Origin of the sequence: Hydrogenophaga electricum, from assembly GCF_030160815.1 — a bacterium.
Lineage (GTDB): Bacteria > Pseudomonadota > Gammaproteobacteria > Burkholderiales > Burkholderiaceae_C > Hydrogenophaga > Hydrogenophaga electricum.
In genome coordinates this window covers 73,836-89,249 of record NZ_BSPB01000008.1, presented here as the reverse complement: position 1 = coordinate 89,249, position 15,414 = coordinate 73,836, and the positions used below count along the sequence as shown (strand labels likewise).

Here is a 15,414-nt window from a genome sequence, read left to right as displayed (position 1 = left end):
CATGAAACGCATCCTCTTGTTTGTCCTGACCAACGTGGCCGTCATGGCGGTGCTGCTGATCACGACCCGCCTGTTCGGGGTCGACCGCTACCTGACCGCCAACGGCCTGAACATGACGGCGCTGGCCGGCTTCTCGCTGATCATCGGCTTTGGCGGCGCGACCATCTCGCTGCTGATGAGCAAGATGATGGCGAAGATGAGCATGGGCGTGCGCATCATCAACCAGCCGCAGACCGCCGACGAGGCCTGGATCGTGCAGACGGTCCAGAAGTTCGCCGAAAAGGCCGGCATCGGCATGCCCGAAGTGGGTATCTACGACGGCGCTCCCAATGCCTTCGCCACCGGCGCCTTCAAGAACAGCGCGCTCGTGGCCGTTTCCACCGGTCTGCTGCAGGGCATGACGCGCGAAGAGGTCGAGGCCGTGATCGGCCACGAAGTGGCCCACGTGGCCAACGGCGACATGGTCACCATGACGCTGATCCAGGGCGTGATGAACACCTTCGTGGTGTTCCTCAGCCGCGTCATCGGCTATGCGGTGGACAGTTTCCTGCGCCGGGGCGACAGCAACAGCAGCGGCCCGGGCATCGGCTACATGGTCACCACCATCGTGCTCGACATCGTGCTGGGTTTTGCCGCCGCCATTGTGGTGGCCTGGTTCAGCCGCCAGCGCGAATTCCGCGCCGACGCCGGGGCCGCCCAGCTCATGGGCCGCAAGCAGCCCATGATCAATGCCCTGGCCCGTCTGGGCGGCATGACTCCGGGCGAGCTGCCCAAGACCATGCAGGCCATGGGCATCGCCGGCGGCCTGGGCAAGCTGTTCAGCACCCACCCACCGATGGAAGAGCGCATCGCCGCGCTGCAGAAGCTCTGACCCACCGGCTTCCGGTTTTCCCTCAAAACAAACCCCGCCATCGGCGGGGTTTGTCGTTTCTGGTCAGGCCCTGTGGCCGTGCGCGTCAGTACCAGTGGCGGCCGGGTCCGCGTGGCTGGGGTTGGGCGTCGATGTGGATCACGCCAGGTTGCGGTTGCTGCCAGCCGGCTTGCGGGCGGTAGGCCGGGGCGCTGGGCGTGACGTTCACATTCACGTAACGGCCCGGGGCCTGTTCGGTCTGCATGCTGTAGCGCCGGCCAGCGTATTCGTACACCACGTTGTAGCCGGCCGGGCGTTGCTCGCTCACGTATTCGGTCTGGCAGCGTTGCACGGTCTGGGTGGTGGCCGGGCCACGGCCTTCGATGCGGTCGCCCAGCACGGCGCCGCCCACGACCCCGAGCACGGTGGCGATGGCGCGGCCGCTGCCGCCGCCGATGGCATTGCCCATGGCACCGCCGGCAATGCCGCCCATGATGGCGCCGGCGCCGCTGGAGCGGCCTGGCACGACCACCTGCTCGGCGCGGCAGACTTCGCGCGGAACCGACACGGTTTCGTAGATCGGGGTGCTGCTGACCACACGGGCCTTCTCGTTGCCGGCCTGGGCCAGGCCGGTGGCGGATGCTGCGATCACGCCCGCCATGACGGGCAGCAGGAGGGGCTTGCGAGAGAGGTTCATGATGAAGAACTCCTTGGGTTGAAGGAGCCTTCATCGTGCCGGTGCCCTGTCAAGGCGCACCGATAGGCAGGTAAAGCTGGTGCGGCAGATGTAACGCCGTGTAGGGGCGGGACGGCGCGGGGCTCAGCCGAGCAGGTCGCGCGCCACCGCTTCCGCAATGCGCACGCCGTCCACCCCCGCCGACAGAATGCCGCCGGCGTACCCGGCGCCTTCGCCGGCCGGGTACAGGCCGCGCGTGTTCAGGCTCTGCAAGTCTTCGCCGCGCGTGATGCGCAGTGGTGAGCTGGTGCGCGTTTCCACGCCTGTGAGCATGGCGTCGGGCATGTCGTAACCCTTGATCTTGCGGCCGAACACCGGCAGCGCCTCGCGCATGGCCTCGATGGCGTAGGCCGGCAGGGCGGGGGCCAGGTCGCCCAGCTTCACGCCCGGTTTGTACGAAGGCTGCACCTCGCCGAAGGCGCGCGAGGGGGTGCCGGCGAGGAAGTCGCCCACCTTCTGGCCCGGTGCTTCGTAGCTGCGCCCGCCCAGTTCGAAAGCGCGCGCTTCCAACGCGCGCTGCAGCACGATCCCCGCCAGCGGGTGCGTCTGGCCCTGCGCCGCCATGGCCTCGGCCTGCTGGGCGTAGCGGGGGCCATCGGTGTCGCCGAAGGCGGCGGTCCACAGCGGCAGGTCCTGCGGGAAGTGCGTGGGGTAGTCGGCCAGGTCGATGCCCACCACCATGCCGGCGTTGGCGTTGCGCTCGGCGCGCGAATACTGACTCATGCCATTGGTGACGACGCGGCCGGGTTCGCTGGTGGCCGCCACCACGGTGCCGCCCGGGCACATGCAGAAGCTGTAGACCGCACGCCCGTTTTGGGCGTGGTGCACCAGCTTGTAGTCGGCCGCGCCCAACAGCGGGTGGCCGGCATGGCGGCCCCAGCGCGCGCGGTCGATCACGCCCTGCGGGTGTTCGATGCGAAAGCCGACCGAAAACGGTTTGGCTTCCAGGAACACGCCCGCGTCGTGCAGCAGGGCGAAGGTGTCGCGCGAACTGTGGCCCAGGGCCAGCACCACGCGCCGCGCCGGCTGTTCCACGGTGTCGCCCGTGTCCAGGCGCCGCACGCTTAGGGCGGCCAGTTGCTGCCGGCCATCGCCGCCGGCCTCCAGCCGGAGACCGGTCACCTGGTGCTGGAAGCGGATCTCGCCGCCGAGCGCGACGATCTTCTCGCGCATGGTCTCGACCACCTTGACCAGCTTGAAGGTGCCGATGTGCGGGTGGGCCTGGTACAGGATTTCGGGCGGCGCGCCGGCCTCGACGAATTCCTGCATCACCTTGCGGCCCAGAAAGCGCGGGTCCTTGATCTGGCTGTAGAGCTTGCCGTCGGAAAACAGGCCCGCGCCGCCTTCGCCGTACTGCACATTGCTCTGCGGGTTGAGCTGCTTCTTGCGCCACAGGCCCCAGGTGTCCTTGGTGCGCTCACGCACCGGCTTGCCGCGTTCCAGCACGATGGGGCGGAACCCCATCTGTGCCAGGGTCAGGGCGGTGAACAGCCCGCAGGGGCCCAGGCCCACGACGATCGGCCGGTCTTCTTCGCGCACCGGCCAGCCGGCCGGCGCCTGCCCGGGCGCGTGCCAGGCCATGTCGGGCGCGGGCTGGATGTGCGGGTTCTTCGCATGCTGCGCGAGCAGGTGCGGCTCCAGCGCCGGATCGGCCAGCGTCGCGTCCACGATGTAGACCGCCAGCAGATCGGCCTTGCGCGCGTCGAAGCTGCGCTTGAACACCTGCAGGCTGGCGATGGCGGCCGGGTCGACCCCCAGGGCCTGCGCCGCCAGGCGCGTCAGCGCCTCGACCGGATGGGGCGGTGGCGCGCGGTCGTCGTCGGTTTCGGTGGGGGCGTCGGCGGCGCGGCGGTGCTCGAAAGGCACCTCGGCCAGGGGCAGTTTCAGTTCGGCAATGCGGATCATGGTCGTGGGGCTTGTAGTGATCAAGCAGGACGGTCGTGGCCCGCTATTGTCGCCGTGCCAGCGGTGGACGCAGGTTTTATTTAGCCCGGGTAAAAATAAAATACCCGGATATAATGCGCGCCATGCTCACCGAAACCCCCGATACCCCTGCCGAACCCTGGCCGACCTGCTCGGCCTTCCTCGGTCCGCGCCGCGTGGCGCAGGGCCGGTATGCCGACGTTGCCCGGGCGCTGGCCGACCTGCCCGCGTCCGACGAGCGCCTGCTGGTGTTTGATGACGGCACTGGCGCCCAGGTCGACCACCCCTGGCCCGCCGGCACCGGCGAGCCCGAGGACGCTGCGGCAGACGGCGCCGCGCCGGACAGTGGCGCATCGGTCGGCCGGCCGCGGCTGGGCGTGGTGGCGCGCGAAGTGACGCTGCTGCCGCGCCACTGGGCCTGGCTGGCGCAACAGCGCGGGGGGGCATCCGCCACCCTGCGGCGGCTGGTGGACGAAGCCCGCCGCAGCCAGGTGCAAGCCGACGCCCAGCGCCTGGCGCGCGAGCGCGCCTACCGTTTCATGAGCGCCATGACGGCCGACTGGCCCGGGTTTGAAGAGGCCTGCCGCGCCCTGTTTGCGGGCGACGGCGCCGGCTTCCACCGCCAGACCACCGGCTGGCCGGCCGACGTGAAAGGCCACCTCGCCTGGCTGGCCCGCGACGCCTTTGACGTGGCCCCCTGACCCACACCGCCCCATGTGGCACCCCGCCGAATTTTTTTGACTGGGTTTTCATGACCGCTTCGATTCCCCAGACGCCCCCGCCGCTGTGGCGCGTCTACCTCATCTTCCTTGTGCCCATGATCCTGTCCAACATCCTGCAAGGGCTGTCGGGCACGCTCAACGGCATCTACATCGGCCAGATGCTGGGCACCCACGCGCTGGCGGCGGTGGCGGGCATGTTCCCCATCGTGTTCTTCTTCATCTCGCTGGTCATCGGGCTGGGCGCGGGCGCTTCGGTGCTGGTGGGCCAGGCCTGGGGCGCCCGCGAACCGGGCAAGGTGCGCCAGATCACGGGCGCTGCGCTGGCGCTGGGCGCCCTCATCGGCCTGGTGGCGGCGGTGCTGGGCGCCGTGTTCGCCCGCGAAGCCATGCAGGCCCTGGGCACCCCGCCCGACGTTCTGGAAGACGCGCTGCGCTATGCGCGGGTGATGATGCTCATGATGCCCGTGCTGCTGGTGTTCATCCTGTTCACCCAGTTGCTGCGCGGCGTGAGCGACACCGTCTCGCCGCTCATGGCGCTGGCCATTTCCACCAGCCTGGGGCTGCTGCTGACGCCGGCCTTCATCCGCGGCTGGCTCGGTTTGCCGCAACTGGGCATCCTGAGTGCGGCGGTGGCCGGCTTCATCTCGACCCTGGCGGCGCTGGCTTTCCTGGCGGTGCGCCTGCGCCGGCTCGGCCACGTGATGGCGCCCGACCGCCACCTGCTCGCCGCCTTCCGGCTGGACCGCGCCGTGCTTGCCAAGGTGCTGCGCATCGGCCTGCCCACGGGCGTGCAGATGGTGGTGATCTCGGTGTCGGAACTGGTGATCCTGACCCTGGTGAACCGCCACGGCTCCGAAGCCACCGCGGCCTATGGCGCCGTCACGCAGGTGGTGAACTACGTGCAGTTCCCGGCGCTGTCCATCGCCATCACCGCCTCCATCCTGGCGGCGCAGGCCATCGGTGCCGGCGCCAACGAACGGCTGGGGCGCATCCTCAAGACCGGCCTGTGGCTCAACGTGGCGATCACTGGCGGGCTGGTGCTGCTGGGTTACGCGCTGTCGCGCGTGTTCCTGGGCCTGTTCCTGACGCAGGAAAACGTGCTGGCGCAGGCCGAACACTTCCTGCACATCATGCTCTGGAGCATCCTGATCTTCGGCTTCCAGGCCGTCATCGGCGGGCTGATGCGCGCCAGCGGCGTGGTGCTGGTGCCCACCCTCATCACCATCTTCTGCATCATCGTCGTGCAGACCGGGGTGGCCTGGGCGCTCGACGCACGCATGGGCCTGCCCGGCATCTGGCTGGGCTTCCCGGTGGCCTACCTCGTGATGCTGGGGCTGCAGACGGCGTACTACCACGGTGTCTGGCGCCACAAGGAGATCCGGCGGCTGGTGTGATGAATGTGGCCCCCACGCTCCGCCGCTGCGCGGGTCGCTGCCCCCCAACTCCGTCATGCCCGCGCAGGCGGGCATCCAGCAAGGCCGCGGCGGCCCGGCGCTTGAATCTGGGCCACCCCGCAATTTCGCCGCACGGTTGCGGGATAATCCGGCCCGTGAAGCGCGCCAGACCGCCGCTGGCACGAGACCCGAAAGGGTGTGCTGGAGGAACGTCCGGACTGCACAGGACAGCGTAGGAGGTAACACCTCTCCACCGACCAGTCGCAAGACCCTAAGGTGAGGATCAGAGCAACAGAGACGAGCCGATTCAGTTCGGGTGAAACGGGCAATCTCTACGCGCAGCAATACCAAATAGGCCAGCGTTGATGTGGTTCCGCGGAGCTGGCGGGTAGGTAGCATCGAGCCGGGTGGGCGACCCCCGGCCCAGAGAAATGGCGGTCACATGCGGGGCAACCTGCATGCACAGAATCCGGCTTATCGGTGCGCTTCACACTTTTATTGCCCCCACTTCATCACGCACGCATTGGCATTGCTCCGTCTGGCATGCTGGTGAACCTCCGCTTGGCGGCGCAATGCCGCCGCGTGTCTGCGGCGAACGACCTGTTGGACCTCAGTCCGTCCGGCATTCTGTTGCCTACTCACCTTGGACACGCTTTTCGCGCGTGAAGAACCACACCGCGGCCATGCACACTAAAAAGTAAGTTACGAACGCGAAGGCGATGGACACGCCAGCGGACCACTCGGACTTTGTGGCCAAGACGAGGGGTAGCACCAGAACGGCTCCGGTTAGAGCGGCCTTTCCACCGATGTTTCCCGAATTGCCGAACGTCAACGAGAGGGCGACCAGTGTGAGCACAGTCGCGACCACGAGCGCGATGGCAATCCTCACCCAAGGTGGGATGGTGATTGGCTTGCGACCGATGATGGCCATGTGCTGGTTCTGAGGTCTAACGAATGAAAGGGACTTCCCCGTCCCGGGTGATCCGCGCATTTGCGGGGTACGGCATCCAGGTGCCACGATGGGAAGTGCGAACTCTCATCAACTCACTCGTTTGTTGGAAGGGGAAGGCCATGGCAATCGTATCCGTTGGCATCGATCTGGCAAAGAACGTCTTTGCCGTTCACGGCGTGGACGAAGCAGGCAAGCCCGCGCTGGTGCGTCCCCGTGTGCCGCGCAGCCACGCTGCTCGAACTCATCGCCTCGCTGCCGCCGTGCGTGATCAGCATGGCGGCCTGCTCCGGCGCCCACCATTGGGCGCGTGAGTTTGCTCGGTTCGGTCACACCGTGCGCCTGATGGCGCCCAAGTTCGTCATCCCCTACCGCCTCTCGGGCAAGCGCGGCGAGCACGACGCGGCCGACGCCGCTGCCATCTGCGTCTCATCCGCCACGTTTGATGCCACACATTCACCCGTCTTGCGCCCCCCGCAGCGCGGGCAGGTTGCCATGAATATGGGAGACGAACGCGATGCGCTTGGCGAGGCGGTGGGGTCAGGCCTCGGGCGTGTCGGTGTCCGGTGCGCCGAGGTCGAGGCGGGCGCGGGCTTCGGCCGCCAGTGCCAGGTACCGGGCCTTGAAGGCGTCGAGTTCCTCTTCTTCCAGTTCCTCCAGCGCCAGCAGGGCGTTGTGCGCACCCTGGGTGACGCGGATCAGTTCGTCGAGCTTGACCTGGATCGCCTCGGTGTCGCGGTTCTGGGTGTTCTGGATGAGGAACACCATCAGAAAAGTGACGATGGTGGTGCTGGTGTTGATCACCAGTTGCCAGGTGTCGCTGAAGTGAAACAGCGGCCCCGTCACCAGCCAGACGCCGATCATGGCGACGGCCAGGGTGAAGATGCGCGGGCGTCCGGAGAAGCGCGCAGCCGCCTTGGCGAAGCGGGAGTACCAGGCGTGTCGGTCGATGCGGGGTGTCATGGGAATCCTTCAGGCGTTGAACCCGCCCAGACTCTGGATCCGTTCCACGTGCGCGAGCATGGAGCGCTTGGCCACCGGCCACAGGCGTTCGGGCACGTCGTCGTAGGCGATCTTCACCCAGTCGTCCAGTGTGCCGTCGGGCGCGGCCTGCATGGCGCGGGCGATCTTGGCTTCGCGCGCCAGGCGGTGGGCTTTCAGGTGGGCGATGGCGGCGCGGGCGCCGCCGTGTTCGGGGCTGCCCGGCTGCTCGGCGCTGCGCTGGTGGTCGCCCAGCACATAACCATGGGCAGGCAGGATGAAGTGCACGCCGTGCGCTTCGCACAGGCGGTCGAGCTTGTCGAGCGCGTCGAGGTAGGCGCCCATGTGGCCGTCGGGCGGGTCGATCACGGTGGTGCTGCCGTTGAGGATGTGGTCGCCGCTGAACAGCAGGCCGTCCTCTTCGAGCAGCAGGCACAGGTGGTTGGCGGCGTGGCCGGGGGTGTGGACCACTTGCAGGGTGTGCGCCACCGCACCGTCGGGGGTGCGCAGCACCAGGCGTTCGGCGTCGGCCAGCGCGCGCTCGGGTGTGAACTGGCTGTTGGCGCGGGCGGTGTCGGCACTGGGCAGGCCCAGGATGGGTGGTTTGCCCTTGCCACCTTGTTCGCACAGGGCTTGCAGCAGCGGCGCACCGGGGGAGTGGTCGGCGTGTGAGTGCGTGCAGACGATGGCGCGGATGTCGCCCCCCGCCGCGCGCCACAGGCGTTCCACATGTACTGGGTCAGCCGGGCCCGGGTCGATGGCGATGTGGCCGGTGGCCGGGTCGCCGACCAGGTAGCTGTTGGTGCCCGGGCCGGTCATGAAGCCGGGGTTGGGCGCGGTCAGGCGCTGCACGTTCTTGAGCAGGGGCACGGGGCGTTCGTGCTGCCAGGCCAGCTCGTGCACGATCTGGCCGTCGGGGCTGACCAGGGCCAGTTCACCGAAGGGCATTTCGTGTTCCATGTGGCGCGACTCGTGGCCATTCATGAGGCCGGCGCGCGGGCAACTGGTGAACAGCGGTTCGTCGAGAACCTGGCCCCCGACCCTGGCTTCGCCACGCCCCCCGAGGGGGTGCAGTCGCTCTTGGGGCGGCCCGGCGAGCGACTGGCCACAGGCTCTCAGAACCGCGTCCACCGTGGCGTAGGCCTGCAGCCGCTCCAGCGTGCGGATGGTGGGAAAGATGATGAAGAACTGGCCGGCGGCGTGGCGCGCCAGCGCGTCGGCCGGGCGCACCCAGACGGGCTCGAACTGCTCCGATTCGTCGGCCACCGGCTCCTGCCCTTCGGGCATGCGCGCGGCCAGGAAGGGCACGTCGAAGCGCTTGGGCAGGTCGCGGTCGGTGACCCAGTGCGCGAGCACGAAGACCTCGGCGCCGGCCAGGGTCAGGCCCTGGGCTGCGCACTGCTCGGCGAACGGCGCGCGGCGGTCGAGCGCGGCGATTTGTGCGGTGTTCAGGAAGCTGCCGTCGGCGCGGCGAGCCAGCAGCACGCCCAGCTCTTCAAAGCTTTCACGGATGGCGGCGATGGCCTGCGTCAGGCGCGTGTCGCTCTGGGTCGGGCGCCGGGTGGACAGGGCGTGGCCCTGGGCGTCGGCGGCGTCGATGCCGCCGCCGGGGAAGACGTAGGCGCCGGGCGCGAAACTGGCCGTCATGGAGCGGCGCGTCATCAGCACTTCAAGGCCTTGCGGGCTGTCGCGCAGCAGCAGGACGGTGGCGGCGGGGCGCACGGCGACAGGGGTGCGCTGGGGGTGCAGGAGTTGGGTGGGGCGGACCATGGCGACATTGTGCGTCGCCCGGGTGCGCGGCGCTGTCGCAGGGGATCGGGGTTTGCGCGGGTGGGGCAAAAGGCCGCGCGCGTGGAGGGTATTTGGCTCCGGCTGCCCTGAAGCGGCTGGATTCCCGCCTGCGCGGGAATGACGGTGTGTGTGCGTCGGCGACCTTGCAGCGGTGGAGGGTAAGGGCTCACCGACCCTGCCGCCGGGCCGCCCCAAGGCGGGGTCAGCCCCCTTGGGGGGCAGCGACCCGCGCAGCGGTGGAGCGTGGGGGCTCACCACTCATCGCCACCATCTCGGGCGACAGCCCTTCCCAGGCGATGTCGAAGCCCGGCGTCGCGCGCTGGGGTGGCAGGGGCGGGGTGCGCAGCGCCCAGTGGGTGCCTGCGATCACGCTGTCGATCACGGGCACCGGCACGGCGGACTGCACCGCAGCGGCCATGCCCGCGAGCCCGGCGCCGCCAAGGATCACCGCCTGCACGCCCAACTGGTGCGCGGCGTCGCGGCAAGCCTGGCCCAGCAGGCGGTGTGCGGCGTCGGGGTCGGCCGCGAGTTGGGCGCCGGTGGGCACCACGGTGTGGATGCCAGCGAGTTGCTGGGCCTGGCCCAGGGCCTGCGCCAGGCGCTGCAGCATGGGGCCCCAGCGCTCGCCGCCGGTGACGATGGCGTAGCGGCCATGGCGCGCGGCTTCGATGAAGGCGGCCTCGGCCAGACCGGTGACCGGCGCCGGGCTGGATTCGCGCAGCGCCATCAGGCCCGGGTCGCCGAAGCAGCCGATGAGCACGCTGTCGGGCGGCGGCGAGGCGGTGTCGGCCAGCGCTGCGGCCCAGGCGTCGAGCGCTGCGTGCGCCGCGATCGCGTAGCTGGCTTCGTCGGCGATGTAGGGCGCGCCGAAGCGGGCCGTGACGGTGCGCACCTGCACGTGCGAACCGGCGGCGGCCTGCACGTGCTGCTGCAGCAGCGCGCTCACGCGCGCCGACGTGTTGGGGTTGATGACCAGCAGTTGGCGCATGGTGTCAGGCCGCAAAAAGGCGGGCCAGATCGAGGGCTTCGGGCTCGGCCTTGCCGAACACCAGCTGCGCTTCGAGCCGCTCCAGGTGTTCGCGCATCAGGCGGGCGGCTTCGCGCGCGTCTTTGAGCTTGATGGCGGCCAGCAGCGCGCGGTGTTCGGCGCAGCCACAGGCGGTGGCTTCTTCGCGCGCCTGGCTGTGCGGCGGGCTGTAGGTCATCAGGATCAGCGAGGTGCGCGAAACCAGCTCGCGCAGGATCCGGCCCATGGTCTGGTGGCCCGAACGTTCGGCCAGCAGCAGGTGGAAGTTGCCCGACAGGCGGATGGCGCGGCGCATGTCGCCGGCGGCGCGGGCGGTTTCTTCGTCGCGGATGGTTTGCGTCAGTTGCTGGATGTCGGTGCGCGAGGCGTTGTGGATGAAGCGTTCGGTCAGTGTGGGCTCGATCAGGCGCCGGACTTCGAACACCTCGCGCGCCTCCTGCTCGCTCGGGCGCGTGATGGTGGCGCCGCGGTTGGGCGTGAGCGTGACGACCTGCTCGTTGGCCAGCCGCACCAGCACCGGGCGGATGCGCGTGCGCGAGACGCCGAAGGCGCCGGCCAGCCGGTCTTCCACCAGCTTGGTGCCCGGCGGCAACTGGTGGTCGAGGATGGCGTTGATCATGCGTTCGTAGATCTCGGCATCGCTGGGGCTGGCGGGCGGCACTTCCAGGGGGGTCAAGACGGCACCCTCCCGCGCTGGCGAGAGCGCCGGCCCAGCGCCATGGCCAACCCGACGGCCACGGCCATCACCAGGAAGGAGACGACGGTGGTGACCGTGCCCAGCGCGTAGATCGCCGGTGTGGTGACGGTGGACGTGAGGCCCTGCAGTTCCAGCGGCAGCGTGTTGACGTCGCCGATGGCTTGCGAGGTGCGGGCGATTTCGTCCCAGCTCAGCGTGAAGCCGAACATGCCGACGCCGATGACCGAGGGCGCGATCAGCGGGAACACCACGTGGCGGAAGGTCTGCCAGGGCGTGGCGCCGAGGTCGCGGGCGGCTTCCTCGTAGGCAGGGTTGAAGCGGTTGAAGACGGCGAACATGATGAGCAGGCCGAAGGGCAGCGTCCAGGTCAGGTGGGCGCCCAGGGCCGAGGTGAACAGGCCGAGCGCGGTGCCGTAATTTTCCAGGGTTTCGGTTGCCCCCACCGCTTCAAGCAGCCATTTGATGCCGCCGTCGAGCAGCCGGAACTGCAGGCCGATGCCCAGCGACACGATGATGGACGGCATGATCAGGCTGGCAACCGTCACGTAGAACAGGGCGTTGCCCCCGCGCAGCTTCTTGCGGAAAGCCAGGCCCGCCAGCACCGACAGCAACACGGTCAGGCCCATGACGACCACGCCGACCGCGAGCGAACGCCGGAAGGCGGCGCCGATGTCCACCGTGCCCAGGCCTTCGGCGAGCTGGCGGAACCAGTGCAGCGAGAAACCGCGCAGCGGAAAGGTCAGGCCGCCTTCGGGGCCCTGGAAGGAGAGCACGAAGATCACAAACATCGGTCCGTACATGAACAGCACGAACAGGGCGAAGACGATGGCCAGTGGCCAGAAGCCGGCCGAGCGGGGTTCGCGCATCACAGTTCCTTCCGGATGTCCACGAGGCGCGTCAGGCCCCAGATGATCATGAGCACCACCGCCAGCAGGATCACGGCGTTGGCGGCCGCCAGCGGGAATTGCAGGTAGCTGGTCTGCACCTGGATGATCTTGCCGACCGAGGCGATCTGCTGGCCTCCCATGACGCCGATGGTCACGAAGTCGCCCATGACGATGGTGATGACGAAGATCGAGCCGATGATGATGCCGGTCTTGCACAGCGGCACGATCACGTTCCACAGCGTCTGCCAGGCGCTCGCGCCAGCATCGCTGGCGGCTTCCAGCAGGCTGCGGTCGATGCGCATCATGCTGTTGAAGATGGGCACGATCATGAACATGGTGTAGAGGTGGACGAAGGCCAGCACCACCGAGAAATCGGAAAACAGCAGCCACTCGATGGGCTGATCGATCAGGCCGATGCCCTGCAGGCTCTGGTTGACCAGGCCGTTGCGGCCCAGCAGCGGCACCCACGAGATCATGCGGATCACGTTGGAGGTCCAGAACGGCACGGTGCAGAGCACGAACAGGGCCGTCTGCATGCCGGACGAGCGCACGTGGAAGGCCAGGAAGTAGGCGACGGCAAAGCCCAGCACCAGCGTGATCAGCCAGACCAGGAAGCTGAACTTGAGCGTGGACAGGTAGGTCGAGAGCGTGACGCAGAAGTCACCGTGGTCGGTGAGCGTGGAGCAGCCCTCGAAGATGGACAGGTAATTGCGGACCGTGAAGGCCGGGATCAGCTCGTATTCGTTGAAGTCCCAGAAGCTGACCATCAGCACCAGGCCCAGCGGGATCAGGAAGAACAGCACGAACACCAGCGTGTATGGCGTGGCCTGCCACCAGGCCGGCACGGTGCGGTTGGGGCTGTCGGTGACCAGCGCTGCGGTGGAGGTGGAGGGACTGCTCATGGAATGACTCGATCAAACAGGGAAGAGCGGAGGGCGCAGCGCGGCGAGCACAGCGAAGCCTCCTCCACGCCACCGCGGAACCGGCTTGGCCGGGCCACCAGTGGCGCCCCCTCAGGGGGGTGACGCGCCGCAGGCGCGGCGCGGGGGGAGGCCGTCAGGCCGCGACAAATTCATTCCACTTTCTGACCATGTACTCGTTCTCGTCCATGACCGCGTTCCAGCAGGCGATGCCGCCCATGCGCGCTTCGTAGCTGCCGCCGTCGCGCACCGCGCCGGCCTTGGCCAACACGTCGCCGTTCGGGCTCTTGATATCCTGCGTGGCGGCCTTGCCTTCCATCCAGTAGGCCCATTCGTAGGCTTCCATCTTGGCCTTGGCGGTCTCCAGCACGGCGCTGTAATAGCCCTGGCGGTTCAGGTAGGCGCCGGCCCAGCCGTCGAGGAACCAGTTGATGAACTCGTAGGCGCCGTCGAGCTTGCGGCCCGACAGCGTGGCCGGCAGGCCGAAGCCGGCGGCCCAGGCGCGATAGCCTTCCTTGAGCGGCTGGAACACGCAGTCGATGCCCTTGGTGCGCACGGCGGTCACGGCCGGACTCCACATCGACTGGATCACCACCTCGCCCGAGGCCATCAGGTTGACGGACTCGTTGAAGTCCTTCCACAGGGCGCGGAACTGGCCCGACTTCTTGGCTTCGATCAGGGTCTTGATCGTCAGGTCGATCTCGGCCTTGGTCATGTTGCCCTTGTCGGCGTACTTGTGGATGCCCATGGCCTCCACCACCATGGCCGCATCCATGATGCCGATCGAGGGGATGTTCAGGATGGCGGCCTTGCCCTTGAATTCGGGGTTCAGCAGTTCGGCCCAGCTGGAGATCGGGCGCTTGATCAGGTCGGGGCGGATGCCCAGCGTGTCGGCGTTGTACACGGTGGGGATCAGGCTCATGAACTGGGTCGGGCTCTTGGCGAAGACCTTGCTCTTTTCGCCTTCCAGGAAGATCACCTTCTTGGGTGCCGTGCCCTGGTCACCGACGGACTTGCCGGCCACGGTGCCGGTGGTGAACAGCGTGGTGATCTTGTCGGCGTTCTTGATCTTCTTGACGTCGATGCCCTTGAGGTTGCCGGTGGGCACGATCTTCTTGAGCGAGAAGTACTCGGTGTCGATCAGGTCGAAGCTGTTGGGCGCGGTGACGGCGCGCTTGGTCACGTCGTCGGTGGTCACGGCCACGTACTGGATCTTGATGCCGGTGTCCTTTTCGAACTTCTCGGCGATGGTCTTGTCCTGGTTCACGGCGGTGCCCAGGTAGCGCAGGGTGATCTTGTCCTGTGCGTGCACGCTGGGGGCCAGGCCGCTGGCGAGGATGCCGGCCATGCCGGCGGTGCCTTGCAGCAGGCCGCGGCGTGAGATGCCGGCGCCGCTGAACTTCGAATCGATGGAATCGGACATGGGTAACTCCTGGGAGGGTTGCGGAGGGAGGAAACGAAAGAAGGGCAGAGGGGTCAGGCGGCCAGGACGTGCGCCTGGCTGGGCTCCCAGCTCAGGTCGACCCGGTCGCCCGTGGCATAGGACTGCTGCACGAAGCGGGCTTCGGGCAGCATCACCGAGACGCTGCCGTCCTTGTCCGTGCGGCCGTCAAGCTGCAGGCCGAGCAGCACATAGGTGCCCTGGTATTCGACGTCGCTGACCGTCGCGGCCCAGCCGGTGCTGCCCAGCGGCGCGAGCCGGATGTGGTCGTTGCGCACGGCCACCTTGCCGGCGGTGGTGTCGAGCACGTTGTGCCCGCCCATGAAGCGCGCCACGAATTCGCTGGCCGGGTGGTTGTAGACAGCGTGGGGCGAGCCGACCTGCTCGATCAGCCCGTGGTTCATCACCACCATGGTGTCGGCCAGCGCCATGGCTTCTTCCTGGCTGTGGGTGACGTGGATGAAGGTCAGGCCCAGGTCCTTCTGCCACTGGCGCAACTCGGCCCGCATCTGGATGCGCAGGAAGGGGTCGAGCGCCGACAGCGGCTCGTCCAGCAGCAGCACGCGCGGCTGGGTGATCAGGGCGCGCGCCAGCGCCACGCGCTGCTGCTGGCCGCCGGAGAGTTCACCGGGTTTGCGGTGCGCCAGGTGGCCCAGGGAAACGCGCTCCAGCAGGTCCTGCGCCTTGGCCTGGCGCTCGGCCTTGGCCACGCCCTTCATCTTCAGGCTGAAGGCCACGTTGTCCAGCGCGGAAAGGTGCGGAAACAGCGCGAAGCTCTGGAACATCATGGCCGTGCCGCGTTCGGCGGCAGGCAGGTCGGTGATGTTGCGGTTCTCCAGCAGGATGTCGCCGCTGGTCGTGCTCTCGTGCCCCGCGATCATGCGCAGCGTGGTGCTCTTGCCGCAGCCTGAGGGGCCCAGCAGGCAGCAGTAGCTGTTGGCCGCGATGCGCAGGTTGATGGCGTCGACCGCGATGCTGCCCGGACCGTATTGTTTGGTCAGGGCAATCAGTTCGACGGCAGCGGGTGGGGGTGTGGTGGCGTCCATGCCCCAGCTCTTGCATAAGCCGTGCCATGGTTTTGTACGCAATTTTTTGG

General features: G+C 68.1%; 14 protein-coding genes, 1 other RNA gene and 1 pseudogene. 5 read left to right on the top strand and 11 right to left on the bottom strand.

Annotated features, from left to right (window positions below):
* Position 1: 1 nt before the first annotated feature.
* Complete coding sequence (htpX, locus tag QQK43_RS07515) at positions 2-871, top strand: protease HtpX (RefSeq protein WP_284307254.1); 870 nt, start codon at positions 2-4, stop codon at positions 869-871.
* Between the two features lie 85 nt (positions 872-956).
* Here htpX and QQK43_RS07510 read toward each other — a convergent pair whose 3' ends face one another.
* Together QQK43_RS07510 and QQK43_RS07505 are read right to left on the bottom strand one after the other, a co-directional pair.
* Positions 957-1,547, bottom strand: coding sequence for a glycine zipper 2TM domain-containing protein (locus QQK43_RS07510; protein ID WP_284307253.1), 591 nt, complete (start codon positions 1,545-1,547; stop codon positions 957-959).
* 123 nt (positions 1,548-1,670) lie between these two features.
* Positions 1,671-3,491: an NAD(P)/FAD-dependent oxidoreductase gene (locus QQK43_RS07505; protein ID WP_234263912.1), complete on the bottom strand. Its 1,821-nt coding sequence runs from the start codon at positions 3,489-3,491 to the stop codon at positions 1,671-1,673.
* A gap of 122 nt (positions 3,492-3,613) precedes the next feature.
* On the opposite strand from QQK43_RS07505, the gene QQK43_RS07500 reads away from it, so the two are divergent.
* From QQK43_RS07500 to rnpB, 3 genes are all read left to right on the top strand, one after another.
* Positions 3,614-4,210 carry a DUF2239 family protein gene (locus QQK43_RS07500; protein ID WP_234263911.1) on the top strand — a complete coding sequence of 199 codons (597 nt, stop codon included), beginning with the start codon at positions 3,614-3,616 and terminating at the stop codon, positions 4,208-4,210.
* A gap of 50 nt (positions 4,211-4,260) precedes the next feature.
* On the top strand, positions 4,261-5,625 hold the full coding sequence (locus QQK43_RS07495; protein WP_234263909.1) for an MATE family efflux transporter: 1,365 nt from the start codon (positions 4,261-4,263) through the stop codon (positions 5,623-5,625).
* A 157-nt stretch (positions 5,626-5,782) separates the two neighbouring features.
* Positions 5,783-6,118, top strand: an RNA gene (rnpB, locus tag QQK43_RS07490) — RNase P RNA component class A.
* Between the two features lie 141 nt (positions 6,119-6,259).
* Here rnpB and QQK43_RS07485 read toward each other — a convergent pair.
* Complete coding sequence (locus QQK43_RS07485; RefSeq protein ID WP_284307252.1) at positions 6,260-6,556, bottom strand: hypothetical protein; 297 nt, start codon at positions 6,554-6,556, stop codon at positions 6,260-6,262.
* A gap of 140 nt (positions 6,557-6,696) precedes the next feature.
* On the opposite strand from QQK43_RS07485, the pseudogene QQK43_RS07480 reads away from it, so the two are divergent.
* Positions 6,697-7,004, top strand: a pseudogene (locus QQK43_RS07480) (IS110 family transposase); the annotation flags it as partial.
* Positions 7,005-7,114: 110 nt separating this feature from the next.
* Here the strand turns inward: QQK43_RS07480 and QQK43_RS07475 are convergent.
* From QQK43_RS07475 to QQK43_RS07440, 8 genes are all read right to left on the bottom strand, one after another.
* Complete coding sequence (locus QQK43_RS07475) at positions 7,115-7,537, bottom strand: low affinity iron permease family protein (RefSeq protein WP_284307251.1); 423 nt, start codon at positions 7,535-7,537, stop codon at positions 7,115-7,117.
* Between the two features lie 9 nt (positions 7,538-7,546).
* Positions 7,547-9,325 carry an MBL fold metallo-hydrolase gene (locus QQK43_RS07470; RefSeq protein WP_284307250.1) on the bottom strand — a complete coding sequence of 593 codons (1,779 nt, stop codon included), beginning with the start codon at positions 9,323-9,325 and terminating at the stop codon, positions 7,547-7,549.
* A 223-nt stretch (positions 9,326-9,548) separates the two neighbouring features.
* The gene (locus QQK43_RS07465; protein WP_284307248.1) at positions 9,549-10,334 is read right to left on the bottom strand and encodes an aspartate/glutamate racemase family protein; all 786 of its coding nucleotides are present in this window, start codon (positions 10,332-10,334) and stop codon (positions 9,549-9,551) included.
* Positions 10,335-10,338: 4 nt separating this feature from the next.
* A complete protein-coding gene (locus tag QQK43_RS07460) occupies positions 10,339-11,049 on the bottom strand; it encodes a GntR family transcriptional regulator (RefSeq protein WP_284307246.1) in 711 nt (236 codons plus the stop codon).
* Entirely contained in the window at positions 11,046-11,936 is an 891-nt protein-coding gene (locus QQK43_RS07455) for an ABC transporter permease (RefSeq protein WP_234265641.1), read from the bottom strand. The genes QQK43_RS07460 and QQK43_RS07455 overlap by 4 nt, the downstream gene beginning before the upstream one ends.
* A complete protein-coding gene (locus QQK43_RS07450; RefSeq protein WP_284307245.1) occupies positions 11,936-12,859 on the bottom strand; it encodes an ABC transporter permease in 924 nt (307 codons plus the stop codon). Before QQK43_RS07450 ends, QQK43_RS07455 begins: the two co-directional genes overlap by 1 nt.
* Before the next feature lie 154 nt (positions 12,860-13,013).
* Entirely contained in the window at positions 13,014-14,300 is a 1,287-nt protein-coding gene (locus QQK43_RS07445) for an ABC transporter substrate-binding protein (RefSeq protein WP_234265639.1), read from the bottom strand.
* 53 nt (positions 14,301-14,353) lie between these two features.
* A complete protein-coding gene (locus QQK43_RS07440) occupies positions 14,354-15,364 on the bottom strand; it encodes an ABC transporter ATP-binding protein (RefSeq protein WP_284307244.1) in 1,011 nt (336 codons plus the stop codon).
* Positions 15,365-15,414: the final 50 nt, after the last annotated feature.